The sequence below is a fragment of the Pseudokineococcus lusitanus genome, from assembly GCF_003751265.1.
In the GTDB taxonomy this organism is placed as follows: domain Bacteria; phylum Actinomycetota; class Actinomycetes; order Actinomycetales; family Quadrisphaeraceae; genus Pseudokineococcus; species Pseudokineococcus lusitanus.
Genome location: NZ_RJKN01000003.1, coordinates 440,209 through 466,306 on the forward strand (window position 1 = coordinate 440,209; position 26,098 = coordinate 466,306).

The window sequence follows — 26,098 nt, forward strand, 5'->3', positions numbered from 1 at the left end:
GCCCATGCTCACTCACCCCTCTGCCGGGACAGGTCGACCTTGAAGACCTTGACGAAGAGCACGGCGATGAGGACCACCAGGAGGAACAGCAGGACGGAGATGGCCGAGCCGAGGCCGACCTCCTGCCGCTGGATGGTCTGCCGGTAGGCCAGGAAGGCCAGCGTCTCGGTGCCGTTGGTGCCGGCCGTCATGATGAAGACGTTGTCGAAGATGCGGACCGCGTCGAGCGTGCGGAACAGCAGGGCCACCATGATGGCGGCCTTCATGTTGGGCAGCGTGACCTTCCGCAGCCGCTCCCAGAAGGTCGCGCCATCGACCCGCGCCGCCTCCTGGAGGTCCTCCGGCACCTGCGCCAGACCGGCCAGCAGGAGCAGCGAGATGAACGGCGTCGTCTTCCAGATCTCCGAGAGCATGATGACGACGAGCGAGCTGCTGCGCTCCGCGAACCAGTTGAAGTCGTCGCCCACGAAGGGCAGCCACTGGTTGACGAAGCCGGAGTTCAGGTCGAAGGCGTAGAACCAGGCGAAGGCCGAGACGACCGTGATGATCGCGTACGGGATGAGGATCGCCGTCCGCAGCACGGGCCGCAGGGTCGTGATCGCCTTGTGCATGACCATCGCCAGCGCGAAGCCGAGGACCAGCTCGACGGCCACCGTGATGACGGTGATGTAGCCCGTCGTCGCGAAGGCCCGCCACCACAGGGGGTCGGACAGGATGGTGATGTAGTTCTGCAGCCCGACGAAGGACCGCTGGTCCGGCGCCGTGAGGCGGTAGCTGAAGAGCGAGTCGTACGCCGCCAGGAGCATCGGGTAGGCGACGACGCCGATCATCACGAGGAACGCCGGCGCCACGAGCAGCAGCCCGAGGTTGCGCTCGCCCCTGGCCCGGTCGGTCAGCGGCGGCTTGCCGCCCGCGCGCCGAGCCCGGCGCTCCTGCTCGCCGGACGGCCGGGGGTCGACCGCGTCGCGGCCGTCCCCGGTCGCGTCCGCGCCGGCCCGCGAGGAGCCGCTCGTCGTGGGTCTCGTCGCGCTCACAGCAGGGCCTCCCCGCGCAGCACCTCGGTGATGAGCTCGGTCGAGACCGCCGGGGTGCTCCCCGGGTCCGCCGTCTCGGGCCGCCAGGTGCGCTGGATGCCCGTCGAGACGACGTCGTAGAAGGGCGTCTGCGGCCGGGGCGCGGCGAGCTGCGTCGACTCCTGGATGGTCGGGGCCATCGGGTAGTCCTCCAGCAGGCTCTCGTCGTCGAAGGCCGCGGCGTTGGACGGCGGGTTGCCGTTCGAGGCGAAGTAGTACGTCTGGTTCTCCACCGACGCGATGCACTGCGCGGCCTCGTAGGCGAGGTCGGGGTCGTCGGTGAAGGCGCCGATGCCGAGGTTGATGCCGCCGTACGGCGTCGCCGGCTCGGTCTCCGCGTCGACGCGCGGGTAGAGGGTCCAGCCGTAGTCGTCGAGGACGGACTGGTCGAGGCTGCCCTGCTCGACGAGCGTCTGGCCGCGGGCCCAGACGTACGGCCAGTTGACCATGAAGCCGCCGCTGTCCGACTCGAAGAGCGCGGCGCTGGCGTCCTCGTCCGCCGTCGACAGCTGCGGGCCGCCGACCCCGGCGTCCGCGATGCGCTGCATGATCGCGGCGGCCTGCTGGCCCTCGGGGCTGTCGAGGTCGACCTGGATCTCGTCGGCCGGTGCCTCGGGGTTGGCGAGGACGTCGCCGCCCTGGGAGACGACGAGGGCGTTGACCCACACCGTCATCGACTCGGCGGCACGGCCCTGGACGCCGACCGTCGTCCCCGTCGCCTCGGCGGCGTCGATGACCTGGTCCCACGTGACCGGCTCGCTCATGTCGAGGCCCGCCTCCTCGGCCACCGACTGGCGGTACCAGAGCAGCTGGGTGTTGGCCCAGAACGGCACCGTGACGAGCTCGTCGGCGTAGGTGGCACCCGCGAGCGCGCCGTCCAGGACCCCCTCGCTGACGGCCTCCTGCACCTCCGGCGGCATGGGGGCGAAGAAGCCCGCCTCGCTGAACTCGGGGATGAAGGGCGGGTCGAGGCTCATGATGTCGACGGAGGAGTCCCCCGCCACGAGCCGTCGGACGAGCTGCTCGCGCTGGCCCTGCGGGTTGTTCGGCAGGATCTGCACGTTGAGCGCGAAGCGCCCCTGGTTGGCCTCGGTGCAGCGCCGCGCGATCTCCTGCTGGCCGCCCGAGTCCGGGTTGATGTACCAGTTGAGGACGGGCGTGCCGTCGGCGGTGACCTCCTGGCTCTCCCCGCTGCCGCACGAGACGAGCAGCGCGCCGGCGACGACGACGGCCGCGGGCACCGCGGCGGTGCGACGCACAGGCCCCGCCCGCCGTCGTTCCCGCCGTCGCGCCGTGCCTGCTCGGCCGGACTGCTGCCCCGGGCGTCCTGTCACGGCGGGCTCCTTCGACGTCGAAGAGATGCGTGCCGCACACCCTGCCCCCACGTCCGGTGTGCGGCAACCGTCCGTGACCGTCCCGTCACCTCGGCGCCCGGGCGTCGCCGGGGCCGGTGCGGGGCGTGACGCACGTCGCGCCGCCGGCGCCGGACGCGGGGCGCGCCCCCGCCCGGCGACCCCCGCCGGCACGGCACGATGGCGCCATGACCGCGAACTCCCCCGACAGCAGCGCCGGCGCTCCCCCCGAGGGCTTCCGCGTCGAGCACGACACGATGGGCGAGGTCCTCGTGCCGGCCGACGCCCTCTACCGCGCGCAGACGCAGCGCGCCGTCGAGAACTTCCCGCTCAGCGGCACGACCCTCTCCCGCACCCACGTCGAGGCGCTCGCGCGCATCAAGAAGGCTGCCGCGCAGGCCAACGCCGAGCTGGGCGTCCTGCCGCAGGACGTCGCCGACGCGATCGTCGCGGCGGCCGACGAGGTGGCGGCCGGTGCCCACGACGACCAGTTCCCCGTGGACGTGTTCCAGACCGGCTCGGGCACGTCGTCCAACATGAACACCAACGAGGTGCTGGCGACCCTGGCCTCGCGCCGCCTCGGCCGCGACGTCCACCCCAACGACCACGTCAACGCCTCGCAGTCGTCCAACGACGTCTTCCCCACCTCGGTGCACGTCGCCGCGACCGCCGGTGTCGTGCAGGACCTCCTGCCGGCGCTCGAGCACCTGGAGGCGTCGCTGCGCCGCAAGGCGGAGGAGTGGGCGGAGGTCGTCAAGGCGGGCCGCACGCACCTCATGGACGCGACGCCCGTGACGCTGGGGCAGGAGTTCGGCGGCTACGCCCAGCAGGTGCGCTACGGCGCCGCGCGGGTGCGCGCCGCGCTCCCCCGCACCGCGGAGGTGCCGCTCGGCGGGACGGCCACCGGCACGGGCATCAACACGCCGGCCGGCTTCCCCCAGCGCGTCATCGAGCTGCTCGCCGCCGACACGGGGCTGCCGATCACCGAGGCGCCGGACCACTTCGAGGCGCAGGGCGCGCGGGACGGGCTCGTCGAGCTCTCCGGCGCGCTGCGCACGGTGGCCGTCAGCCTCACCAAGGTCTGCAACGACCTGCGCTGGATGGGGTCCGGCCCCAACACGGGCCTCGGCGAGCTGCGGATCCCCGACCTCCAGCCGGGCAGCTCGATCATGCCCGGCAAGGTCAACCCGGTCGTCCCCGAGGCCGTCCTCATGGTGTGCGCGCAGGTCGTCGGCAACGACGCGGCGACGGCGTGGGCCGGCGCCAGCGGCTCCTTCGAGCTCAACGTCGCTATCCCGGTCATGGCGCGCAACGTGCTCGAGTCGGTGCGCCTGCTCGCCGGGGCGGGCCGGCTGCTCGCCGACCGCACCGTCGACGGGCTCGAGGCCGACGTCGAGCGGGCGCGCGCCCTCGCGGAGTCCTCGCCGTCGATCGTCACGCCGCTCAACCGCACCATCGGCTACGAGGCCGCGGCGAAGGTGGCCAAGCACGCCGTCGCGCACGGCGTCACGGTGCGCCAGGCCGTCGTCGACCTCGGCTTCGTCGAGCGCGGCGAGGTCACCGAGGCCCAGCTCGACAGCGCCCTCGACGTCCTGTCGATGACGCGGCCTCCGCAGCGCTGACGTCCCGTCCCGGCACGACGACGCCCCGGTCCCCCGCGAGGGGGGCCGGGGCGTCGTCGTGCGGCGCGGCCGGGCGGGGCCGGCGGACGGCTCAGTACCAGTTGACCGCCTGGCTGTGCGACCAGGCGCTGCACGGGGTGCCGTAGACGTCGTCGATGTACTCCAGGCCCCACGAGATCTGCGTGACGGGGTTGGTCTCCCAGTCGGCACCGGCGCTCGCCATCTTCGACCCGGGCAGTGCCTGGGGGATGCCGTAGGCGCTGGACGTGGGGTTGTCGGCGTCGTACTGCCAGCCGCTCTCCTTGGTCCAGAGCTGCTCGAGGCAGGAGAACTGCTCGGAGGACCAGCCGCGCTCGGCCACCATGTCCGCCGCGATCGGCTTGGGGTCGCGCTGGGCGCTGCGGCTGGCCGCCTCCTCCGCCTCGGCGAGCGCGGCCTCGCGGGCGGCGAGCTCCTCGGCGGCGACGCGCTCGGCCTCGACGCGGGCCGCCTCGGCGGCGGCCTCCGCGGCGAGGCGGTCGCGGACGGCCGCGCGGTGCTCGGAGGCGACGGCCTCCTCGGCGCGCAGGTCGGCCCGGGAGTCGTCGGGGACGGCGGGGGGCGGCGTCGTGGGCGCGGCGGGGGTCGCCGCGACGGGCGCGAGGGCGGCCGGGGCCCCGCCGGTCGTCGCCGACGGGGCGCTCGCCGTCACGGCGCCGGTGCCGGCGGCCACGACGGCCGCGCCGACGCCGACGGCGAGGACGACCCGGCCGGCGCGCGAGCGGAGGCCCGCGGCGCGGGGGGCCCGGGCGTCGACGGGGGCCGCGTGCCGGGCGGCGCCACCGGCGCCGTCACCCGGGGTGGTCGTGCGGGAGCTGCTGGAGAGGTGCCTGCCGTGGCGGTCCTCGGTGCGATGACGGCCCACGGCCTGCCTTCCCTCGGGCACGCCCTGGTCGGCGCGCGGAGGCGCCAGGTTGCATCACGAACAGGTCACGGTCCAAATCCGTCACCTCCGACGTCACCCGGGGTGACCACACCGCCGGGTCGTGAGCGCTGCGTCACCGACCCGGCGGAGGGGCCCGCGCCGGGACGGACGGGGCGCCGGCGCCGTCGGGCGCCGGTCGCGGTCAGGGCTCGAGGCCCTCCAGCAGCTCGGTGACGAGGGCGGCCACGGGCGAGCGCTCCGAGCGGGTGAGGGTCACGTGCGCGAAGAGCGGGTGCCCCTTGAGCGCCTCGATGACGGCCGCGACGCCGTCGTGCCGCCCCACGTGGAGGTTGTCGCGCTGGGCGACGTCGTGGGTGAGGACGACGCGGCTCCCCTGCCCGATGCGCGAGAGCACGGTGAGCAGGACGCCCCGCTCGAGCGACTGCGCCTCGTCGACGACCACGAAGGCGTCGTGGAGGCTGCGGCCGCGGATGTGGGTGAGCGGGAGCACCTCGAGCAGCTCGCGGGCCATGACCTCCTCGACCACCTCGGAGCTGACGAGCGCGCCGAGCGTGTCGAAGACCGCCTGGGCCCAGGGCCCCATCTTCTCGGCCTCGCTGCCGGGGAGGTAGCCGAGGTCCTGCCCGCCGACGGCGTAGAGCGGGCGGAAGACGACGACCTTCTTCTGCGTGCGGCGCTCGAGCACCGCCTCGAGGCCCGCGCACAGCGCGAGCGCCGACTTCCCGGTGCCGGCGCGGCCGCCGAGGCTGACGATCCCCACCTCCGGGTCCAAGAGCAGCTCGAGGGCCACCCGCTGCTCGGCGCTGCGGCCACGGACGCCGAAGGCCTCCCGGTCGCCGCGGACGAGCCGGACCGACTTGTCGGGCGCCACCCGGCCGAGCGCGGACCCGCGGGCGGAGAGGAGGACGAGCCCGGTGTGCACGGGCAGCTCGGCCGCGCGCGGGTCCTCGAGGCGCTCCTCGCCGTAGAGGGCGGCCATGTCGTCCTCGGCGAGCTCGAGCTCCGCGAGCCCCGTCCAGCCCGAGTCCACGGCGGCGTCGGCCCGGTACTCCTCCACCGCCAGGCCGAGCGCGGACGCCTTGACCCGCATCGGGGTGTCCTTGCTGACGACGACGACGTCGCCGCCCTCCGCGGACAGGTTGCGCGCGACCGCGAGGACGCGGGAGTCGTTGTCCCCGAGCCGGAGCCCGGCGGGCAGCGACGTCGGGTCGACGTGGTTGAGCTCGACCCGCAGGGTCCCCCCGTGCTCGCCCACCGGGACCGGCCCGTCGAGCCGTCCGTGGCGGGCACGCAGGTCGTCGAGCAGGCGCAGGGCCGTGCGCGCGAAGTAGCCGACCTCCGGGTGGTGGCGCTTGGCCTCCAGCTCGACGACGACGACGAGCGGCAGCACGACCTCGTGCTCGGCGAAGCGCTGCATCGCGTGCGGGTCGGAGAGCAGGACCGAGGTGTCGAGGACGTACGTGCGCGCGGGGGTGGTGGCCACGAGGTGCTCCTCACCCGCCCGCGCAGCCGCGCGGGCGGCTACTCGACGGGCTGGGCCGGCAGGGCGGGCCGTGCGGCGCGCGGGTCGGCGGCGCCGCGGCGACGCGGCCCGGCGTGGGCCGGCCACCTCCCCGCGGGGGCACCTCGACCGTGCGTCACCCCGACCTCCCGGGGCGACGGGGTCGGCCCGCCGCCGCTCCCGACGCTAGCCGCGGCGACGGGGCGTGCCGGGGAGCGACCGGGCGCGTCGCACGGACGGGTGAGCCGCCGGCCGGGACCCGCGTGACGGACGGTGCGAATGAGGGCGACGGGGCGGACGGGGACAAAGCCCGGTGCCGCGGGACGGCGCGGCCGGGCCGCGACGGAGCTCTGGCGTCGGCGTCGGGAGAGTGGCGTCAGGAGCCGTAGCGCCGCTCGCGCGCCGCGTAGGCGCGCAGCGCGCGGAGGAGGTCGACGCGGCGGAACGCCGGCCACAGGGCCTCGCAGAAGTAGAACTCGCTGTGCGCGCTCTGCCAGAGCAGGAAGCCGGACAGCCGCTGCTCCCCCGACGTGCGGATGACGAGGTCGGGGTCCGGCTGACCCTTCGTGTAGAGGTGCTCGGCGATGTGGTCGACCGTGACGACGTCGGCCAGCTCCTCGAGGGTGCGGCCGTCGCGGGCGGCGTCGCGCAGGAGCGAGCGGACGGCGTCGGCGATCTCCTGGCGGCCGCCGTAGCCGACGGCCACGTTCACGTGAAGCCCGCCGCCGTCGCGGGTGCTGGCCGCCGCCTCGGCGAGCCGGGCCGCCGTCGCGGGGGGCAGCAGGTGCAGGGCGCCGATGGGGTGGACCCGCCACCGCCCCGTCGCCACGAGGTCGTCGACGGCCTGCTCGATGATGCCGAGGAGCTCGGCGACCTCGTCCGGGTCGCGCCGCAGGTTGTCGGTGGAGAGCAGGTAGAGCGTGACGACGCCGACGCCCGCGTCCTCGCACCAGCCGAGGAAGTCGACGATCTTCCCGGCGCCCTGCCGGTGGCCGTCCTGGGCCGCGAGGCCGGACTGGCGGGCCCAGCGGCGGTTGCCGTCGAGGATGACGCCGACGTGGTGGGGGCCGGCGGGGTGGGGACCGCGGCCCAGCAGCCGGTCGCCCCGGTGCCGCCCGGCGACGGACCGCTCGAGCCGGCGCTCGTAGAGCCGGTACACGAGGTCTCGCAGGGGCACGCCGTCACGCTACTCGTCCGGCCCCGGACGGCCACCGGCCGTCAGCCGCCGGTCGTCGTCCGCCGGTCGCCGATCGCCGGTCGTCAACCGCCGGTCGTGGACGGCGACGGGGGGCCACGTCGTCGCGACTACCCTCGGGGTGCCGCCGACCCGTCGGCGGCAGGGCTCGGACCGACGTCAGGAGGCGGCCGTGGGCAGCGCGAGGAGCACCGGCGAGGGCGGCAGCAGCGCCCTCGACCCGACCACCCGCCCGTCGGCGGCCCCGACCCGCGGGGCGCCCGGGAGGCCCGGCGCCCCCGACGTGGTGCGGGCCGTCAAGCCCCTGCTGCGCGGCTGGCTGCACCTCGGCATGTTCCCGCTCGTCGTGGCGGCCGGGATCGTCGCCGTCGCCCTGGCGCCAGACGCCCGCAGCCGCTGGGCGATGGCGATCTTCGGGCTGACGGCGGCCCTGCTCTTCGGCATCAGCGCGCTGTACCACCGGGGTACGTGGTCACCGCGGACGACGATGGTCCTCAAGCGGTTCGACCACTCGAACATCTTCCTCATCATCGCGGGCACCTACACGCCCTTCGCCGTCCTCCTCCTCGAGGACGGCCCCCGGCGGGTGCTCCTGCTCGTCGCCTGGCTGGCCGCGCTCGCGGGCATCGCCTTCCGCATCTTCTGGGTCGGCGCCCCGCGGTGGCTGTACGTCCCCGCCTACGTCGCGATGGGCTGGGTGGCGGTCGCCTTCCTCCCCCAGTTCCTCCGCGGCGGGGGGACGGCCGTGACGGTGCTCGTCGTCGTCGGCGGCCTCGCCTACACCGCCGGCGCGCTCGTCTACGGGCTCAAGAGGCCCGACCCGAGCCCGCGCTACTTCGGCTTCCACGAGATCTTCCACGCGCTGACGGTCGTCGGCTTCGTGTGCCACTACGTGGCTGCCTCCCTGGCCCTGTACCGCGGGGACGTCCCCGGCGCCTGAGCCGCGGCCCCGGCCCGGTCCTGCCGGCCACCGTCGTCGTCGCCGTCCTCCGCGACCCGATGCCCGGCGGACCCGAGCCCGAGCCCCCAAGGATCCCGGCTCATCGAGAGCCCGCCGGAAGCTCCCCGGGGGCTCACCGGGCGGCCCCCGAAAGCTCCCCGGGGCCTGCCGGGCGATCGAGTGGCGGCAGCTCCGGCGCGTGTCCCATGCCCGGCGACCGGCGCCGGGAGCCGTCGCCCTGACGCCTCCGGACGGAAGCCGGACCGACGCTGCCCCTTCGCGGCAGGCTCCTCCCGTCGCCTCTCGCCGTCGGTGGACGACCGTGGCGGCTGTCGGCCCCCTCGACTATCATTCGAACACGCGTTCGGACGGTGGTCACGAGGGGGTGGTCGAGGTGGGACTGCAAGAGCCCGAGGAGGGTCGCCCGCGCGACCACGCCCCATGGGCGGCCGACGGGCTCGACGCGTCGGGTGCTCCGGCCGGTGCTCAGTCCGGTGCACCGTCTGGTGCCGCCCCCGATGCCTCGGCGTCAGCCGGCCCGGCCGATGTCCCGGTGGGCGACCTCCCGGTCTCCCGACGCGCGGGCCGGGCCGTCCTGGACCAGCTCCGCGACGCCCACGCCGCCGCGTCGATCCAGCACGCCGCGATGCTTGGGCTGGTGGCCGACCTCGTCGACGAGGTCGCCGCCTCCCTGGGCGTCCCGGTCGACGGCGACCCGGTCGAGACCGCCCGCTTCGGCCGCCTCGGCGGGGACCCCGCCGAGGCCGTCATCACCGAGATCGCCCTCGCCCTGCACGTCGGGGTCGCCGGAGCACGCCGCCTCGTCCAGGACGCACTCGCGCTGACGACCGTGCTGCCGCAGACCCGGGCCGCGCTGCGCGTCGGGGCCATCTGCTCCGCACAGGCGCACGCCGTCGTCACCGAGACGGCGGGCCTGACGCCTGAGCAGGCCCGGTGGATCGACGCCGAGGTCGCCGACGACCTGCCCCGCCTAGACCCACGCGGGGTCACGCGCAAGGTGCGGGCCCTCGTGGCCCGGCTCGAGGTGGACGCGACCAACCGCCGCGTCCGGTACGAGACCTGCCGCCGGCAGGTCCTCGTCCAGCCCCTCGGCGACGGGGCGGCCGAGCTCGTCGCCACCGGCCCCGTCGCCGACATCACCGCCCTGTTCCAAAGGATCACCACCTGGGTCACCACCCGCACCGGCCCCCACGCCGCCGCGGACCCGCACGCCGCCGTCGCCGCAGGCCTCGACCCCATCGCGGCGGCCGCCGACGGCACCGCCACCGACCTGCCCGACCAGCGCGGCGTCGACGCCCGCCGCTTCGACGCGTTGGTCGGCCTGGCCACCGACACCGGCACCGGTACCGGCGCACGTGAGGACGGCCGGGCGCACGCCGGGCAGTGCCACGGCCCCCAGCTCAACGTCTCGCTCCCCACGCTGCTCGGCCTCGACGACGAGCAGGCGTGGCTCGCCGGCCACGGCGCCGTCCCCGCCGACGTCGCCCGTGAGCTCCTCGCCGCCGGCCACCCCTTCCGCCGGATCCTCACCGACCCCTTCACCGGGAAGGTCCTCGGCGTCGACGGACACCTCCACCACCTCGACACCCGCACGACGACGACGACGCCGGCCGGCACCGACGCGACCACCCAGATCACCGGCTTGCCTATCCCCGGCGTCACCGACGACGGTCCGCCGGCAGCACCGCCCACCACGACTCCACCGACCATCCCGCCCGCTCCGACGCCTGACGCAGACGCGGTCCCCTACCCGCCTGGTGACAGCGGGACCGGCATGCCACCAGCGCCCCCACCGACGCCTACCACGCGACAGGTGCCAGCCGGCCTCGCCGACAAGCTCACCCGCATCTCCGACGCCGTCACGCCCGGCCCCAGCACGCCCGGCCCCAGCACGCCCGGCCCCAGCACGCCCGGCCCCAGCACGCCCGGCGTCGCCACACCCCCGTGGGCCTCCGCCTCCGGGACGCCGCCCGCGTCGACCTGCCCTCTCGCCGGCCTACCCACCGACTACGTCCCGACCGCCGAGCAGTCCCGCTACATCCGCACCGCCCTGCCCGAGTGCACCCACCCCGGCTGCACCCAGCCGTCGGTCCGCTGCGACCTCGACCACCAGGTCCCCCACGGCAGTGGCGGGCCGACCTGCGAGTGCAACCTCCGCCCCCGCTGCCGCAAGCACCACCAGTGCCGCACCCACTACGGCTGGCTCGTCCAGCCGATCACCGACGACCCGACCGACCTGCACGGCCTCGGCACCCGGTGGACCTCACCCCTCGGCCTCGTCCACGACGACCCCGCACCACCCTTCCTCCCCCGACCCACCACCAGCCGCGACGGCGACGGCACGCCCCTGCCCGCCGGCTGGGACGACCTCGGAGATCCCCTCGACTGCTCGTACCCGACCGTCGACATGGCCTGGCCCGGCGCGCTCCTGCTCATCAGCGCCGCTACCACCGCGACCACCCACCACCGCGAACCGCCCGCGCCACCGGCCCTGCCGAACGAAGACGAACCGCCGCCCTTCTGAGTCGGCCGCCCCGGCGCCTCGCGCCCCCCAGGGCCACCGTGGGCACGTCGCGCCGCCGGCGTCCTCGCCGTCCCGCCATCTGCCCCACGGCACCCGGCGCGGACGTCAGTGCGCCGGAGGGCGGCTCCCCAGGGCGACGGCGAGGGCGGCCGGGTCCGTCGTCGGGACGTCGCAGACGTGGCCGCGGCAGACGTAGGCCGCGGGTCGGCCGCCGACGAGGCCACGGTCGGCGAGGACCGCCGGCACGGTGGCGCCGGGCTCGCCGCGGCTGACGACCAGCCCGGGCGCGGTGCCCGCGAGCGCGGCGCGGTGCAGGGCGTCCGTCGCGGCGTCGCCGTCCGGACCGAGGACGGCCACCTCCCGGGGGCCGTCGAGGGCGGCCTCGGCCACCGCCATGGCCCACCCGGCGAAGCGGGGCGCCGCCCGGACGAGCTCCGCGGCCGGCGCGAGCGCCCGATCGGCCGCGGCGCGCAGCCGGTCCGAGCCCGTCAGCGCCGCGACGCCGAGCAGGGCGCCCGCGGCCGCGCTCGTGCCCGACGGGGCCGCGCCGTCCGTCGGGTCGGTGTGACGACCGAGCCGGTCGAGCACGGCGTCGTCGGCCGAGGCCGCGACGTCCGCGAGGTCCCCCCGCTCGTCGACGTGCTCGGCGAGCACGACCTCGCACAGCTCCTCGGCCAGGCGGGCCCGGTCGGGGTCGCCCGTCACCGCGTGGAGAGCGAGGAGCCCCTCCGCGAGGCCGCCGAGGTCCTCGAGCACCGCCCGGGAGGCCCCGGCGCGCCCGTCGCGGGACGTCCGCACCCACCGCCCGTCGCCGCCGCGGTGCACCGCGACGAGCAGGTCGGCGACGCGCCCGGCGGCCGCCACGAGGTCGGGCCGTCCGAGCAGCGCACCCGTCTCGGCGAGCGCCGCGACGGCCAGCCCGTCCCAGGCCATGACCACCTTGTCGTCACGCGCGGGCTGCGGCCGCTGCGCCCGGGCCGCGCGGAGGCGGTCCCGCACCGACGTCCAGCGCGCGGCGTCGTCGGGGTCGGCCCACGGGTCGCGCGTCAGCCGCAGCGTCGAGGAGCCGTGCTCGAACGTGCCCTCCGCGGTGACGCCGAGGAGGTCTGCCGCCCCGCGGCCGTCGTCGGGCCCGAGGACCTCGGCCAGCTGCAGGGGCGTCCAGACGTAGGTGGCGCCCTCGACGCCGTGCGTCCCGGTGGGGCCCTCGACCGGGGTGTCGGCGTCGAGCGACGAGGCCAGACCGCCCTCCGCGGTGCCGAGCGTGGAGACCATCCAGTCGCAGGTCTCCTCGGCGACCCGGGCCCCGGTGGGCTCGCCCGTCAGCCGCCACCAGTGCAGGTAGGCGCGCGCCAGCTGCGCGTTGTCGTAGAGCATCTTCTCGAAGTGGGGCACGACCCAGGCGGCGTCGACGGCGTAGCGGGCGAAGCCGCCGCCGACCTGGTCGTAGGTGCCGGAGCGGGCCATCGCCGTGAGCGTGCGGCCGGCGAGCCCGAGGGCGTCGGCGGCGGTCGGGGCGTCGGTCGCCGCGTGCCGGAGCAGCCACAGGCAGACGGCGGACGGCGGGAACTTCGGTGCGCCGCCGAGGCCGCCGTGGACGGTGTCCTCCTCGGCGAGCAGGGCGGTGACCGCGGCGCCGAGGGCTTCCGCGTCCGGGGGCGGTGCCGCACCGTCGCCGACCGCGGGGCGCCGCGCGAGCGCCTCCGCCACCCGTGCCCCCTGGTCGACGACCTCCTCGCGCCGGTCGCGCCAGGCCTCGCCGACGGCGTCGAGCAGCTGCCGGAAGCTCGGCATCCGCGGGTGCGGCGTCGGCGGGTAGTAGGTGCCCGCGTGGAAGGGCTCGCCGTCGGGCGTGCAGAAGACCGTCATCGGCCAGCCGCCCTGCCCGGTCATCGCCGTGACCGCGCGCATGAGGGAGGCGTCGACGTCGGGCCGCTCCTCCCGGTCGACCTTGACGGCGACGAAGCCCGCGTCGAGCACCCGCCCGACCTCCGGGTCCTCGAAGGACTCGTGCGCCATGACGTGGCACCAGTGGCAGGCGGCGTAGCCCACCGAGACGAGGACGGGCACGTCCCGCTCCCGCGCCTCGGCGAAGGCCTCGGGGCCCCACTCGCGCCAGTCGACGGGGTTGTCGGCGTGCTGGAGCAGGTACGGGCTCGTGGCGGTCGCCAGGCGGTTCGGCATGCACCCCATCGTGCGGGGCGGCTCCCGGGACCGCCCGGCGCCCCGGCGCGCGCCCCCATGACGCACCGCCACGACGCCTCGCCGTGACGCCTCGCCCGATCGGGCGAGACCCCCACCACCGACGCCGGGTGAGTCGCCGCCCGCCGATGCTGGACCGGGGCCGTGAGCCCCTCGCCGCCGACCTCCCGGAGCCACCGTGACCAGCACCGACGCGCCCGACCCCGGGCGCGCCGCCGAGCACGCCCGCCTGCTCGCCGACCTGCCGTCGGCGACGCCCGGCCCGCTCGCCACGCGTCCCTGGTGGGTGCTGCGCGTCGTCGTGCCGGCCCTGCTGACCGCCCTCGTCGTGGCCGACGTCGCGGTCAGCGAGGTGGTGGGCACGCCGTGCACGCCGGCGAGCCCCTGCGTGTGGGCGGCGAGCACGGACGTCGTCGACGGCGTCCACCTGGCGGGGCTGCTGCTGACGTGGCTGCAGCCGCTGGTCGGCCTGCCGGTGCTGGCCGTCGGCGCGGTCGGCAGCCTCCTGGCCTACCGGGAGGCCGGGGACCCGCTCGTGTGGTCCGCCCCCGTCGCGGCGCAGGCGCTCGGCGCCGCGCTGGTCTGGGCCGCGCTCGTCCTGCGCCCGACGGGCCGTCCCGACGGGCCGGCACGGCGGCTGCCCGTCCACGGCCGGGAGGTGCTCGTCACGCGCGGGCTCGGCCCGCGGGGTGCGCTCGTCGTCGTCGCCCTCGTCGTCGCCGCGGCGGCCGGCGGGTGGTGGTGGCACAGCCGGGGCGGGCTGGCCGAGCACCTGGCCCGCGCCGAGCCGGTCGTGGTCGAGGTCGTCGCCGTGGACGACGAGGACCTGACCGTCGACGTCGAGGTGCCCGGCGTCACCGGCGTCGTCGTCCTCGAGCCGCTGGAGGACCACGCCGTCGGCGACCGGCTGCCGGCGCTCGTCGACCGCGGCGGCGAGGAGACCTGGGTGAGCCTCGACGAGGAGCCCGTCCGGGCCGACGACGCCCTCGTGCTCGCCGCCGGGGCGGCGGCGGCCGGCCTCGTCGCCGGTCTCGTCCCGGCGCTGCGCACCCGGCGGCGCCGACGGCAGCTGCTGCTCGACGGCGGCCCGGCGTGGCGGACGAGCTCTGTCCCCTCGGAGGACGGCGACGCCGTGCTGCTCCCCGCGCTCGGGCTGCGGCTCCCGCTCGCCGAGCCCTCCGGGCCCGACGGGACGCTCGAGGAGGTGCTCGAGGCCGTCGGCCTCCTCCACCACGAGGTCTACCGCGACACGACGATGCGCGAGCCGGTGCCGGACGACGACGGCCCGCACCGCGACGCCGACGGCGGGGAGGACGGCCGGCAGCCCCACGACGAGGGGGACGACGGGGACCGGGACGACGGGGACGGGGACGACGGGGACGGGGACGACGGGGACGAGGACGAGGACGAGGACGACCCGGCCTGGACCGCGCTGCAGCAGGACTTCGCCGCCGCGTGGCGCGGCGAGGTCGGGAGCACCGCGCCCGACGACCTCGCGCAGCCGACCGTCCTCCTCGGCGGCGACCGCCCCGGCGGCCTCGCCGTCGCGGTCACCGAGGACCACGTGCTCGTGCCGTCGGGACCGCTCGCCCCCCTCACCCTGGGCGACCACCGCTGGCTGCGGCTGCTCGCGGACGCGCCGCGGCACCTCGACGGCCACGGCCTGCCCGGCCGGCCCGGCGGGCCACTGCCGCACCCCGTCCGCGGGGTGGACGAGGACGAGGAGCCCCTCGTCGTCGACCTGGGGACGTCCGCGGCGCGGCGCCTCCTGGCGGTCTCGGTGGTCCTCGTCCCCCTCGGGCTCTGGCTCGCGGTCGTCGTCCAGCCGTGGCAGGGCTGGCAGGACGCGGTCTGGCCGATCACCCTCGGGGTGCCCGGTGTCGGTGGGCTGGCGGCCTCGCGCCGGCGGGTGCGGTGCGACCGGGACGGCGTCGTCGCCCGGGACGGCGGGCTGGAGCGACGGCTCGGCTGGGACGACGTCGTCGGCACCCGGGTCGTCGAGGACGACGTGCTGCTCGGGGTGGGTGTCGACCTCGACGAGGACGTCGACGCGGTGGGGGGCCGCGCGCCGACCGGCCTCGGCGCCGAGCGGGCCGCCCGCCTGGTCGAGCGCTGGCGCCGGGACGCCGGGGCGTCGTCGCGCCCCGACGCCGGGGTGCACCTCGACCGGCCGGTCGCCGCCGCGGCCGCGCTCGCCGCCGTCGTCGCCCTCGCCGTGCCCGTCGTGCACCTGCTCGGCTGACGCTGCCCCGGCTCGGCCCCCCGCCGCACGCCCCGCGCCGCGCGGCCCCTCACGGGTCGCGCCACCGGACCGCTCCGGTGGCGGCCCCGGCTCCGGCCCCGGGCCGGTCGTGGGTGGCGTCCCGGCGCGTCGGCATCCCCGGCCGGGCGTGAGGAGCCTGCGGGCCGTACCGTTCCCCCGTCCGGCCGGCGACGTGCTCCCGCGGGACGCCGGGGCCGACGGCCCGCGGCGTGCGCCGCGGTCTTCGAGGAGGTGCCCGCGTGCCCGACGCGCTGATGGCCGACGCGCGGCCGCCGGACGGGTTCGCCGAGGTCACCGCCTGGGACCTCTCCACCTCCGACGACCTCGCCCGCATCCGCCGCGAGCTCCACACGGAGCTGCTGGCCCGCGGCCAGGTCGAGTCGGCGCTGCTGCAGGACCTCCAGGACCGCGTGGTCCTCGTCGTCAGCGAGCTGGCCACCAACGCGCTGCGCCACGGGGCGCCGCCCAGCACCGTCCGGCTGCTCTGCGACGCCGTCGCCTGCCTCGTCGACGTCACGGACACCGCCGACAGGGCGCCCGAGATGTCCGGTGGACGGCCGCTGGGCGAGGGCGGCTACGGCATGTACCTCACGGCGCGTCTCGCCGACGGCGTCGGCTGGTACCTCGACACCGACGCCAAGCACGTGTGGGCGCGCTTCGCCTTCGACGGCCCCGACACCGACCACCGCGCCGCCCAGGGCGCCGTCCCGGGCCCGCCCGGGCTCTGACCCCCGACGGTCCCCCGGTCCTCTTCTCCCGGCCCCCTTCTCCCGGTCGGGGCTCGGGAGCCCCGCCCGGGAGACCGGATCCACCGGCGTCAGCCGGTGGGCAGCCCCGCCATCCGCAGCCGTACCGCGCGCGCCGCCGCGGCGGCCTCGTCGAGCCGCACGAGCCGCTCGTCGCCCGGCGGCAGCGCGGACGGGTCGCCGCCCGTGGCCCAGCCGAGGAGCCGGTCGGCCAGCGCGGGGTTGAGCGCCAGCACCGGGCCGTGGAGGTAGGTGCCGACGACCCGGCCGGCGACGACGCCGTCGACCGGCGCCGCGCCGTCGACCTCCACGCCGTTGCCGACGCCGCGGACGACCCGGCCGAGGGCGGTCGCCCCCGGCTCGAGCGCCGTCCGGCCGCCGTGGTTCTCGAAGCCCACGAGCGTGGGCAGGGGCGGCAGCCCCGGGACGTCGGAGAGCCCGGCCTCGGGCTCCACGACGACCTCGCCGACGGCGCGGCGCTGCGTGGGCAGCGGCTCGACCGTCCGGCACGGGAGCAGCGAGAGCCCGGGGACGGGTCCGTCGACGTCGCGGAAGGCCGAGCCGAGGATCTGCATCCCCGCGCACACCGCGAGGACCGCCCCGCCCGCCTCGACGGCACGGGCCATGCGGTCGCCCTCGGCGAGGAGCCGCGCGACGTGGCGCTGCGGCCCGTCCTCGCCGCCGCCGAGCAGGTAGACGTCGCACGAGGGCAGCGGCTCGCTGCCCACCACCTCGACGACCTCGACCTCGAGGCCGCGGGCCCGGCCGCGCGCCGCGAGGACGGCGGCGTTGCCGCCGTCGCCGTAGGTGCCGAGCAGCTCGGGGTACAGGACGGCGACGCTCACCGCGGACGCGCTCACCGGTCGCCCCCCGCCACGAGGCCTCGAAGCTGCTGGAACGCCGTGTAGTTGCCGACCACGTCGACCCCCTCCTCCTCGCCCGGCGCGGCCGACGGCCCGGGACCGAGCGCCTGCGCCGCCCGCAGCGCACCGCCGAGGTCGCCGACCGTGCGGTGGTCGACGCCCGCGACGGCGAGCCGCAGCGACAGGTCGGCCGACCGCTCGCCGGCCACGACGACGCGACGGCCGCGCAGCCGCTCGAACGGCACGTCGTAGATCCACGAGGTGTCCCGGCCGTCCGCGCCCTGCGCGTTGACGGCGAGGACGAGCGGCCGGTCGCTCGTGCCCATGACGTCGAAGTTCTCGACCCACCCGGCCGGGTTCTTGGCCAGGAGGAGCCAGAAGCGGACCCCGCCGGCCCGCAGCCAGGCGTAGCGCCCCGCGACGTCCCCGACGTCGGTCATGGCCGCGAGCGCGTCGCCGACGGGCACGCCGAGCTCGGCGGCGGCCGCCGCCGCCATCGCCGCGTTCCGGCGGTTGGCCTGGCCCGGCAGCGCGAGGCGGACCGGGTGGCGGCGCGGGCCGCCCGCGGAGGGCTCGTGGACGTCGCCGCCCTCGAGGACGAGGCCGGGCGCCGGGCGCTCGAGCCCGCAGGACAGGCACCGCCAGCCACCGGCCTGCTCCGCGCCGTCGGCCGCCGCGCGGCCGTCCCCCGGGTCGCCGGGGAGCGTCAGCAGCTGCTCGCACCGCGGGCAGCTGCGGGCGTCGGCCGTCCACGACGAGCCGACCGACACCCAGACGACGCGCGGCGCCGTGCCGGCGGCCCAGACGACGAGCGGGTCGTCGGCGTTGGCGACGACGACGCCACGGCCGCCGTCCGTCCCGAGGCCCGCGAGCGCGCGGCGCCAGCCGGCCGCCAGCTGACGGGTCTCGGCGGTCCGGTCCAGCTGGTCGCGGGAGAGGTTCATGAGGAGGACGACGCGCGGCGCGAGCTCCGGGAGCAGACCGGCGAGGTGCATCTCGTCGACCTCGAGCACGGCCTCGCCCGGCCCCGCGAGGAGGGCGCTGACGACGCCGGCGCGCATGTTCGCGCCCCCGCCGTTGCTGACGACCCCGCCGTGGGCGGCGTCGAGGGCCGCGGTGAGCAGGCGGGTCGTCGTCGTCTTGCCGTTGGTCGCCGAGACGACCGCCGCCACGCGCTCCCCCGCGAGCTCGTGGACGGCCCGGGGCGCGAGCCGGAGGACGACGCGGCCGGTGACGACCTCGCCCGCCCCGCGGCCGGACAGCCGCGACGCCGCCCCCGCGGCGGAGCCCGCCGCCCGGGCGAGCCGGGTGCGCAGGCCCACCCGCCGCGCCGGCCGCACGGGCGCCGGGCCCGCGCCGGGCCGCGGCGGGGGCGCACCGGGCGAGTCGGCGGTGGCAGGGGTGGCGGGCCCGCCGGGCAGGGCCTCACGGTCGGCCGGGCCTCCCCCGGCGTCCCCGGACCGCCCGGCGTCCCCGGTGCCGGGGGCCGACGTCACGGCGTCCGCCCGTCCCCCGGGAGCCCGGTGCCGGTCTCGCGGCGGCGCTCCTCCTCCACGGCCTCGTCGGCCCGGCGGCGCGCCTCCATGCGCCGCAGCCGCCGGACCATGCTGAGGATGACGAGGACCGACACGAGGACGATGGCGAAGGTCGCGAGGAAGCCGACGATGCCGGGCCCGATGGACGACGCCTCGACCGTGCCCCCGCCGACGACGCCCCCGCTGCCGGCGCCGCCCGTGGGGGCCGGCGTCGGCGCGGCGAGCAGGGCCGGCGCCGCGAGCACCGGGCCGGCCAGGGCCAGCAGCGCCCCGCCCAGCGGGCCGGTCACGCGGTCTCCCGCTCGGCGCCGCCCTCGACGAGGTGGCGGACGCCGGCGAAGAGGTCGTCCTCCGGGACGCTCGTGGGCACGAGCGAGCGCGCCAGCTCGAACTCCTCGGTGGGCCACAGCTCGACCTGCTGCTCCCGCGGGACGCGGAAGAAGAAGCCGTCGGGGTCGATCTGGGTGGCGTGCGCCAGGAGGGCGGCGTCCCGAGCCTCGAAGAAGTCCGCGCACGGCACCTTGGTGTCGACCCGCCGCTCGGGCCGCTCGGAGCGCCGCTCCAGCCACTCGGCGAAGGGCGACTCCTGCCCCGCCGCCAGCAGGGCGTCGTGGAAGACCTGCAGCCGCTCCCGGCTGAAGCCGCCGTTGTAGTAGAGCTTGAGGGGCTGCCACGGCTCGCCGCCCGGGAAGCGCCCGAGGTCGGCCGCGCCCTCGAAGGCCGCCACGGACACCTTGTGGCACATGATGTGGTCGGGGTGGGGGTAGCCCCCCTCCTCGTCGTACGTCGTCATGACGTGCGGCCGGAACTCGCGGACGAGGCGCACGAGCGCCGCGGCGGCCGTCTCGACCTCCTCGAGCGCGAAGCAGCCGTCCGGCAGCGGCGGCAGCGGGTCGCCCTCCGGCAGGCCGGAGTCGACGAAGCCCAGCCAGCGGTGCTGCACGCCCAGCGCGGCCGCCGCGGCCGCCATCTCGCCGCGGCGCACCTCGGCCATGTCGCGCAGCACGTGCGGGTCGTCCGCCAGGCGCGGGTTGAGGATGTCGCCGCGCTCGCCGCCGGTGCAGCTGACGACGAGGACCTCGGCGCCCTCCGCGACGTACTTGGCGGCCGTGGCCGCCCCCTTGCTCGACTCGTCGTCGGGGTGGGCGTGCACGGCCATGAGGCGCAGCGGGCCGTCGCCGGCCAGCGCCGCCGTCGTCGCGGCGTCGGCGTGCGGCTCGTCGTGGCGTGCGGTGGCGCCGTTCGTGGGCACGGTGCTGCTCCGTCTCTCGGGTCCGCCGGGCCGCCTGCTGGGCCCGGGGTTGCTCGGGGTCGTGCTGGTGTCACTGGTGGTCCACGGCGAGCGGGGGCGCGCCGGGGCGGCTCCGCGGCGCGGACGCCCGGGGGCCATGATGGACGACGGCACCGACCGCGCGGCGCAGCCCCCACGAGGTGGCGCCGGCACCGGCACGGAGGAGGTCACGGTGGGCACGACGACGGACCGCGCGACCCGCGCCCGCCTCGACGAGCGCTACGGCCGCACGCGCCCGTCCGGCGCCCGCTCCCCGCTGGCCCGGCGGCGGCTCCTCGTGGCCCTCGGCGTCCTCGCCCTCCTCGCCGCCCTCGGGTGGGCGGCGTGGGCCGGCTCCGGCCTCGCGGCGCAGCAGCGCGTGTCCTCGCAGGTCATCGGCTTCACCGAGCCGACGGACTCCTCGGTCACGCTGACCTTCCAGGTGACGAAGGACCCGGAGGGCACGGTTCGGTGCGACGTCCGCGCCATGGCGGAGGACTTCACCACCGTCGGCTGGCGGACGGTCGAGCTCGGGCCCGCCGACGACGACGTCGTCGCGCGGCAGGTCGAGATCCGCACCCAGCAGCGCGCCGTCAGCGCCGAGGTCATGGGCTGCGAGGCCGTCGAGGGCTGAGCGCCCCGCCCCCGACCTGAGCGGTCCGGTCGGGCCGGTCGGCTAAGGTGGCCCGTTCGCGGTGCTGCGGAGGCGGTCGCCGGTGTCCGCCGGAGCGGCCCGTGGCCCTCCGTGCCGCACCCGCGCCGGGCGCCGCCCCTCCCCGGGGCGCGCACCGACGAGCACCGAGCCCTCCGTCCCGCGGGACGGCAGCACCGCACCGCAGACCACCACGGTCCTCGCCGAGGACCGCACGACCCGAGGAGGTCCCCGTGACCGACACCACGCAGAGCCCCGCCGCGCCCTCCGGGGGCCAGCAGGCCTGGCTCACCCAGGAGGCCTACGACCGGCTGAAGGCCGAGCTCGACCACCTCTCGGGGCCCGCGCGCCAGGAGATCGTCCAGCGCATCGAGGCCGCCCGCGAGGAGGGCGACCTCAAGGAGAACGGCGGCTACCACGCCGCCAAGGAGGAGCAGGGCAAGCAGGAGGGGCGCATCCGCCAGCTCACGCAGCTGCTGCGCGACGCGACCGTCGGCGCCGCGCCGGCCGACGACGGCGTCGTCGAGCCGGGCATGGTCGTCGTCGCCGAGGTCAACGGCACCGAGCGGCGCTTCCTCTTCGGCTCCCGCGAGGTCGCCGAGGGCACGGACCTCGACGTCTACAGCCCCACCTCGCCCCTCGGCGGCGCCATCAACGGTCGCTCCGCCGGCGACGAGACGAGCTACACCGCCCCCAACGGCAAGACGATCGCCGTGAAGGTCGTGTCCGCGGAGCCCTTCTCCGGCTGACCCCGCCCGCCGTCCCGCGCACAACGGGCGGCACGACGACGGCCCGGCACCCCGAGGGGTGCCGGGCCGTCGTCGTCGGGGGGCCCGTCGGGCCGTCCGGGGACCGGGGCGGCGTCAGCGCGCCGCGGCCCGCTGGTACTGCCGCACGGTCAGCGGCACGAAGACGAGCAGCAGCACGACGCCCCACAGGACCGTGTAGAGCACGGGGTTCTGCAGCGGCCACGCCTCCGGGGTCGGCACGCCGGCCTGCAGGTTGCCGAAGAGCTCCCGCGCCGCCTGGGTCACCGAGGAGACGGGGTTCCACTCGGCGAACTGGCGCAGGCCGGTGGGGAAGCTCTCGATCGGCACGAAGGTGTTGGCGATGAACGTCAGCGGGAAGATGACGATGAAGGTGACGTTGTTGAACACCTCCGGCGTCCGCACCAGCAGCCCGAGGTACGCCATGATCCAGCTCACGCAGTAGGCGAAGAAGAGCAGGACGACGTAGCCCAGCAGCGCCTCGCCGACCGACGTGTTGATGCGCCAGCCGACGACGAGGCCGGTCAGCGTCATGATCACCACGGTGAGGACGTTGTTGACGACGTCCGCCGTCGTCCGGCCGACGAGCACCGCGGACGGCGCCATCGGCAGGGCCCGGAAGCGGTCGATGATCCCGGTCTTGAGGTCCTGGGCCATGCCCGAGCCGGTGATGGTGGCCCCGAAGATGACCGTCTGCGCGAAGATCCCGGCGATGAGGTACTCGCGGTAGGCCGCCGGGTCCGGGGCGGACCCGTCGGCGCCCGGCAGGGAGATGGCCCCGCCGAAGACGTAGGCGAAGAGCAGCACGAACATGATCGGCGAGACGATCGAGCCGACGAGGAGGTCGGGCACCCGCTTGACGCGGATGAGGTTGCGCCGCGCGATGGTCCAGCCGTCGCCCACCGCCTGGCGGAGCCCGCCCGCCTCCGGCGGCTCGGGCCGGCGCCCGCCGGCCGCGGACCCCGTGCTCGGGCCCGGTCGCCGTGCGTCCGTCGTGCCGCTCATCGCTGCGCCCCCGCGTCCGTGCTGCCGTCGGTGCCCCTGCTGCCGTCCGTCCCCGTGCTGCCGTCGGCCGGGGCGCTGTGGCGCCCGCCCCGGCGACCCCGGCCCCGGCCCTTGCGGCCGCCGCCGTCCCCGTCGCCGGCGGCGGCCTCCTCGGCGCCGCGCCCGGTGAGGGTGAGGAAGACGTCGTCGAGGGTCGGGCGCCGCACGCCCGCGTCGAGCACCTCGACGTCCGTCTCCCCGAGCGCCGTGAGGACGCGCACGAGCGCCGCCGCGCCGCCCGTGACGGGCGCCGACAGGGTGCGGGAGTGCTCGTCGGCGGTGATCTCGCCGGTGCCCGAGCGCGCGAGCACGTCCCGGGCCGCCCCGAGGTCCTCCGACCGCCCGACGGTGAGCTCGAGCCGCTCGCCGCCCACCTGGGACTTCAGCTCGTCCGCGGTGCCCTCCGCGATGACGTGCCCGCGGTCGATGACCGCGATCGAGTCCGCGAGCCGGTCGGCCTCCTCGAGGTACTGCGTCGTCAGGAGGAGCGTCGTGCCGCCGGAGACGAGCTCGGCGATGACGTCCCACATGTCGAGGCGGCTGCGCGGGTCGAGGCCCGTCGTCGGCTCGTCGAGGAAGAGGACCTCGGGCTCGGCGACGAGCGCGCCCGCGAGGTCGAGCCGGCGGCGCATGCCGCCGGAGTACGTCTTGACCGGCCGGTCTGCCGCGTCGGTGAGGGTGAAGCGCTCGAGGAGCTCGCGGGCCCGGTCCCGGGACGGGCCGCGGCCGAGGTGGTAGAGGTCCCCCACCATCGTGAGGTTCTCGCGGCCCGTGAGCTCCTCGTCGACGGCGGCGTACTGGCCGGAGACGCCGATGCGGCGGCGGACGCCCTTGGGGTCCGCGAGGACGTCGACGCCCGCGACGACGGCGCGGCCGGCGTCGGGGCGCAGCAGGGTGGTGAGCACCCGCACGGCGGTCGTCTTGCCCGCGCCGTTGGGGCCGAGCACGCCGAGGACGCTGCCGCGCGGCACCGCGAGGTCGAGCCCGTCGAGGGCCCTCACCTCGCCGTAGCGCTTGACGAGCCCCTCGGCCACGACCGGGTGGTCGGAGGAGGTGGAGGTCACGGCGGCGACCGTAGCGGCGACCCCCGACGACGACCACGAGGTTGCCGGAGGCAGCCGTGGCGCCGGCGGCGACGGGCCGGCCGGGTCAGCCGACGACCCGCACCCCCGCGCCGGCGAGGGCCTCGAGCACGGCGGCGGCGTGCTCGTGCCCGCGGGTCTCGAGCTGCAGCCCGATCTCCACCTCGTCGACGGCGAGGGTCGTCGTCGTCCGGGTGTGGAAGACCTCGAGGACGTTGGCGTCGGCCTCGGCGAGCAGCGCGAGGACGCCGGAGAGCGCCCCGGGACGGTCCGGCACCTGCACGCGGCAGCCGAGGTAGCGGCCGGCCGCGGCCAGGCCGTGGCGCACGACGCGCAGCAGCAGGAGCGGGTCGACGTTGCCGCCGGACAGCACGACGGCGACCGGCGGCTCGAAGGCCCCGGGGTGCTCGAGCAGCGCCGCCGCGGCGGCGGCGCCCGCGGGCTCGACGAGCAGCTTGCTGCGCTCGAGGAGCAGCAGCAGGGCGCGGGACAGCGACTCCTCGGAGACGGTGACGACCTCGTCGACGAGGTCGCGCACGAGCCCGAAGGGCACGTCGCCGGGGCGGCCGATGGCGATGCCGTCGGCCATCGTGGCCATGCGGTCCAGCGTCACGGGGGCGCCCGCGGCGAGCGAGGCGGGGTAGGCGGCGGCGCCCTCGGCCTGGGCGCCGACCACCCGCACCCCCGGCGCGAGCGCCGAGAGGGCGGCGGCCACCCCGGCCACGAGGCCGCCCCCGCCCGTGCAGACGACGACGGTCCTCAGGTCGTGGCCGGCCGCGGCGGCCTGCTCGACGAGCTCCAGGCCGACGGTGCCCTGCCCGGCGACGACGTCGCGGTGGTCGAAGGGGTGGATGAGGACGGCACCCGTGGCGCGGCTGTGCGCCGCGGCGTGGACGAGCGCCTCGTCGACGGTGCTGCCCGCCTGGTGCACCGTCGCGCCGTAGCGCCGCGTGGCCTCCACCTTCGGCAGGGCGGCACCGGCGGGCATCCACACCGTGGAGCGGATGCCGAGCAGCCGGGCGGCCAGGGCGACGCCCTGCGCGTGGTTGCCCGCGCTGGCGGCGACGACGCCCCGCTCGCGCTCCTCGGCGCTCAGCCGGCACATGCGCGTGTAGGCGCCGCGGATCTTGAAGGAGCCGGCGTGCTGGAGGTTCTCGCACTTGAGGAGGACCGGGCCGCCGACGAGCTCGGACAGCGCCGCGCTCGGCTCGAGCGGCGTCGTGCGCACGACCCCCTCGAGCAGGCGGGCGGCCGCGCGGACGTCGTCGAGGCCGACGGGGGGCGCCGCCGCCGCGCCCGGGCCCGCGCTCACCCGGCGGCCGGGGCGAGCGCCCGGTCGAGGTCGGCGAGGAGGTCGTCCACGTCCTCGAGCCCGACGGACAGGCGGACGAGGTCGGCGGGCACCTCCAGCGGGGAGCCGGCCGCGCTCGCGTGGGTCATGCGGTGCGGGTGCTCGACGAGGGACTCGACGCCGCCGAGCGACTCGGCGAGCGTGAAGACCTCGAGCCGCTCGCAGAGGGCCAGGGCCGCGGCCTCGTCCGCGAGGCGGACCGACACCATGCCGCCGAACCGGCGCATCTGGCGGGCGGCGACGGCGTGGCCCGGGTGCGAGGCCAGCCCCGGGTAGAGCACCTCGCGGACGGCCGGGTGCGCCTCGAGGTGCGCAGCGACGCGCTCGGCGGAGCTGCAGTGGCGCTCCATCCGCACCTCGAGCGTCTTGAGGCCGCGCAGGACGAGCCACGCGTCGAGCGGCCCGGCGACGGCGCCGAGGGCGTTCTGGTGGAAGGCGAGCAGCTCCGCGAGCGGCTCCCCCGACGGCGCGGTGGCGTCCCCGACGACGAGCGCGCCGCCGACGACGTCGGAGTGGCCGCCGCAGTACTTCGTCGTCGAGTGGACGACGACGTCGGCGCCGAGCGCCAGCGGCTGCTGGAGGTAGGGGGTGGCGAAGGTGCTGTCGACGACGAGCAGCGCGCCCGCGGCGTGGGCCACCTCGGCGAGCGCCGCGACGTCCGCGACCCCGAGGAGCGGGTTGGTCGGCGTCTCGCACCAGACGACCTTCGTGCGCGGCGTGACGGCGGCCGCCACGGCGGCGGGGTCGGAGACGTCGGCCGGGGTGTGCGCCACGCCCCAGCGCTCGAGGACGCGGGCGACGAGGCGGTACGTGCCGCCGTAGGCGTCGTCGGGGATGACGACGTGGTCCCCGGGCACGAGGACGGAGCGGAAGAGCGTGTCCTCGGCCGCGAGCCCGGAGGCGAAGGCGAAGGCGGCGGTGCCGCCCTCGAGGGCGGCCAGGCAGGCCTGCAGCGCGTCCCGCGTCGGGTTGGCCGAGCGCGCGTACTCGTAGCCCGCGCGGAGCCCGCCCACGCCGTCCTGCGCGAAGGTCGTGGCCACGGAGATGGCCGGGACGACGGCGCCGGTCCGGGGGTCGGGGTCGGAGCCCACGTGGATGGCCCGGGTGGCGAAGCCGGCGTCGGCCCACCGGGCCGGGACGGCGGCGTCGGCCGCGGGGGTCTCGTCGGCG

Annotated in this window: 21 protein-coding genes; 7 read left to right on the top strand and 14 right to left on the bottom strand. The window is 77.0% G+C overall.

The features are described from left to right. Positions 1 to 8: 8 nt before the first annotated feature. Both EDC03_RS07915 and EDC03_RS07920 read right to left on the bottom strand, forming a co-directional pair. Positions 9 to 1,034 (bottom strand): carbohydrate ABC transporter permease, encoded by a 1,026-nt coding sequence (locus EDC03_RS07915; RefSeq protein WP_241967087.1) that lies wholly within the window; start codon positions 1,032 to 1,034, stop codon positions 9 to 11. Beyond that, a complete protein-coding gene (locus EDC03_RS07920; protein ID WP_123379629.1) occupies positions 1,031 to 2,332 on the bottom strand; it encodes an extracellular solute-binding protein in 1,302 nt (433 codons plus the stop codon). Before EDC03_RS07920 ends, EDC03_RS07915 begins: the two co-directional genes overlap by 4 nt. A gap of 281 nt (positions 2,333 to 2,613) precedes the next feature. On the opposite strand from EDC03_RS07920, the gene EDC03_RS07925 reads away from it, so the two are divergent. Continuing rightward, positions 2,614 to 4,047, top strand: a complete 1,434-nt coding sequence (locus tag EDC03_RS07925) for a class II fumarate hydratase (RefSeq protein WP_123379630.1) — start codon at positions 2,614 to 2,616, stop codon at positions 4,045 to 4,047. Between the two features lie 91 nt (positions 4,048 to 4,138). On the opposite strand, the gene EDC03_RS07930 is transcribed toward EDC03_RS07925, so the two are convergent. The 3 genes from EDC03_RS07930 to EDC03_RS07940 all read right to left on the bottom strand — a co-directional run bounded on the left by EDC03_RS07930 (position 4,139) and on the right by EDC03_RS07940 (position 7,650). Further along, positions 4,139 to 4,951 (bottom strand): aggregation-promoting factor C-terminal-like domain-containing protein, encoded by an 813-nt coding sequence (locus tag EDC03_RS07930; protein ID WP_199720037.1) that lies wholly within the window; start codon positions 4,949 to 4,951, stop codon positions 4,139 to 4,141. Positions 4,952 to 5,153: 202 nt separating this feature from the next. Then, positions 5,154 to 6,389 (bottom strand): PhoH family protein, encoded by a 1,236-nt coding sequence (locus tag EDC03_RS07935; protein WP_422393807.1) that lies wholly within the window; start codon positions 6,387 to 6,389, stop codon positions 5,154 to 5,156. 460 nt (positions 6,390 to 6,849) lie between these two features. After that, a complete protein-coding gene (locus EDC03_RS07940) occupies positions 6,850 to 7,650 on the bottom strand; it encodes an isoprenyl transferase (RefSeq protein ID WP_123379632.1) in 801 nt (266 codons plus the stop codon). A gap of 190 nt (positions 7,651 to 7,840) precedes the next feature. On the opposite strand from EDC03_RS07940, the gene trhA reads away from it, so the two are divergent. Together trhA and EDC03_RS07950 are read left to right on the top strand one after the other, a co-directional pair. Further along, the gene (gene trhA / locus EDC03_RS07945; RefSeq protein WP_123379633.1) at positions 7,841 to 8,608 is read left to right on the top strand and encodes a PAQR family membrane homeostasis protein TrhA; all 768 of its coding nucleotides are present in this window, start codon (positions 7,841 to 7,843) and stop codon (positions 8,606 to 8,608) included. 553 nt (positions 8,609 to 9,161) lie between these two features. Next, positions 9,162 to 11,153 (top strand): HNH endonuclease signature motif containing protein, encoded by a 1,992-nt coding sequence (locus tag EDC03_RS07950; protein WP_123379634.1) that lies wholly within the window; start codon positions 9,162 to 9,164, stop codon positions 11,151 to 11,153. A 105-nt stretch (positions 11,154 to 11,258) separates the two neighbouring features. On the opposite strand, the gene EDC03_RS07955 is transcribed toward EDC03_RS07950, so the two are convergent. Continuing rightward, positions 11,259 to 13,337: a thioredoxin domain-containing protein gene (locus EDC03_RS07955; RefSeq protein ID WP_123379635.1), complete on the bottom strand. Its 2,079-nt coding sequence runs from the start codon at positions 13,335 to 13,337 to the stop codon at positions 11,259 to 11,261. 196 nt (positions 13,338 to 13,533) lie between these two features. On the opposite strand from EDC03_RS07955, the gene EDC03_RS17840 reads away from it, so the two are divergent. Together EDC03_RS17840 and EDC03_RS07965 are read left to right on the top strand one after the other, a co-directional pair. Continuing rightward, positions 13,534 to 15,597 carry a hypothetical protein gene (locus EDC03_RS17840; RefSeq protein ID WP_199720039.1) on the top strand — a complete coding sequence of 688 codons (2,064 nt, stop codon included), beginning with the start codon at positions 13,534 to 13,536 and terminating at the stop codon, positions 15,595 to 15,597. A 260-nt stretch (positions 15,598 to 15,857) separates the two neighbouring features. Further along, positions 15,858 to 16,346 (top strand): ATP-binding protein, encoded by a 489-nt coding sequence (locus EDC03_RS07965; protein ID WP_123379636.1) that lies wholly within the window; start codon positions 15,858 to 15,860, stop codon positions 16,344 to 16,346. 89 nt (positions 16,347 to 16,435) lie between these two features. On the opposite strand, the gene EDC03_RS07970 is transcribed toward EDC03_RS07965, so the two are convergent. The 4 genes from EDC03_RS07970 to mca all read right to left on the bottom strand — a co-directional run bounded on the left by EDC03_RS07970 (position 16,436) and on the right by mca (position 19,921). Further along, positions 16,436 to 17,224: a type 1 glutamine amidotransferase gene (locus EDC03_RS07970; protein ID WP_123379637.1), complete on the bottom strand. Its 789-nt coding sequence runs from the start codon at positions 17,222 to 17,224 to the stop codon at positions 16,436 to 16,438. Beyond that, entirely contained in the window at positions 17,221 to 18,549 is a 1,329-nt protein-coding gene (locus EDC03_RS07975) for a DUF1727 domain-containing protein (RefSeq protein ID WP_241967088.1), read from the bottom strand. The genes EDC03_RS07970 and EDC03_RS07975 overlap by 4 nt, the downstream gene beginning before the upstream one ends. A 170-nt stretch (positions 18,550 to 18,719) precedes the next feature. Then, positions 18,720 to 19,052, bottom strand: a complete 333-nt coding sequence (locus tag EDC03_RS07980) for a hypothetical protein (RefSeq protein WP_123379638.1) — start codon at positions 19,050 to 19,052, stop codon at positions 18,720 to 18,722. Further along, complete coding sequence (gene mca / locus EDC03_RS07985; protein WP_199720071.1) at positions 19,049 to 19,921, bottom strand: mycothiol conjugate amidase Mca; 873 nt, start codon at positions 19,919 to 19,921, stop codon at positions 19,049 to 19,051. Before mca ends, EDC03_RS07980 begins: the two co-directional genes overlap by 4 nt. 304 nt (positions 19,922 to 20,225) lie before the next feature. Here mca and EDC03_RS17560 point away from each other — a divergent pair, with 304 nt between their 5' ends. Together EDC03_RS17560 and greA are read left to right on the top strand one after the other, a co-directional pair. Then, positions 20,226 to 20,666, top strand: coding sequence for a DUF4307 domain-containing protein (locus EDC03_RS17560; RefSeq protein WP_158674237.1), 441 nt, complete (start codon positions 20,226 to 20,228; stop codon positions 20,664 to 20,666). 251 nt (positions 20,667 to 20,917) lie between these two features. Continuing rightward, positions 20,918 to 21,433, top strand: coding sequence for a transcription elongation factor GreA (gene greA, locus EDC03_RS07995; RefSeq protein ID WP_123379640.1), 516 nt, complete (start codon positions 20,918 to 20,920; stop codon positions 21,431 to 21,433). 114 nt (positions 21,434 to 21,547) lie between these two features. Here greA and EDC03_RS08000 read toward each other — a convergent pair whose 3' ends face one another. From EDC03_RS08000 to EDC03_RS08015, 4 genes are all read right to left on the bottom strand, one after another. Continuing rightward, positions 21,548 to 22,456 carry an ABC transporter permease gene (locus EDC03_RS08000; RefSeq protein ID WP_123379641.1) on the bottom strand — a complete coding sequence of 303 codons (909 nt, stop codon included), beginning with the start codon at positions 22,454 to 22,456 and terminating at the stop codon, positions 21,548 to 21,550. Further along, entirely contained in the window at positions 22,453 to 23,559 is a 1,107-nt protein-coding gene (locus EDC03_RS08005; protein ID WP_158674238.1) for an ATP-binding cassette domain-containing protein, read from the bottom strand. Before EDC03_RS08005 ends, EDC03_RS08000 begins: the two co-directional genes overlap by 4 nt. Positions 23,560 to 23,644: 85 nt before the next feature. Then, positions 23,645 to 24,889 carry a threonine ammonia-lyase gene (gene ilvA / locus EDC03_RS08010; RefSeq protein ID WP_123379642.1) on the bottom strand — a complete coding sequence of 415 codons (1,245 nt, stop codon included), beginning with the start codon at positions 24,887 to 24,889 and terminating at the stop codon, positions 23,645 to 23,647. Next, positions 24,886 to 26,025, bottom strand: a complete 1,140-nt coding sequence (locus EDC03_RS08015; protein WP_422393808.1) for a cystathionine gamma-synthase — start codon at positions 26,023 to 26,025, stop codon at positions 24,886 to 24,888. The genes ilvA and EDC03_RS08015 overlap by 4 nt, the downstream gene beginning before the upstream one ends. Positions 26,026 to 26,098 lie beyond the last annotated feature (73 nt).

Bases quoted from the DNA above. Each gene is read 5' to 3' on its own strand.
- EDC03_RS07925 (WP_123379630.1), top strand. From the start codon at position 2,614: ATGACCGCGAACTCCCCCGACAGCAGCGCCGGCGCTCCCCCCGAGGGC.
- EDC03_RS07935 (WP_422393807.1), bottom strand. From the start codon at position 6,389: ATGCAGCGCTTCGCCGAGCACGAGGTCGTGCTGCCGCTCGTCGTCGTC.
- EDC03_RS07955 (WP_123379635.1), bottom strand. From the start codon at position 13,337: ATGCCGAACCGCCTGGCGACCGCCACGAGCCCGTACCTGCTCCAGCAC.
- mca (WP_199720071.1), bottom strand. From the start codon at position 19,921: ATGGCCGTGCACGCCCACCCCGACGACGAGTCGAGCAAGGGGGCGGCC.
- EDC03_RS08000 (WP_123379641.1), bottom strand. From the start codon at position 22,456: ATGAGCGGCACGACGGACGCACGGCGACCGGGCCCGAGCACGGGGTCC.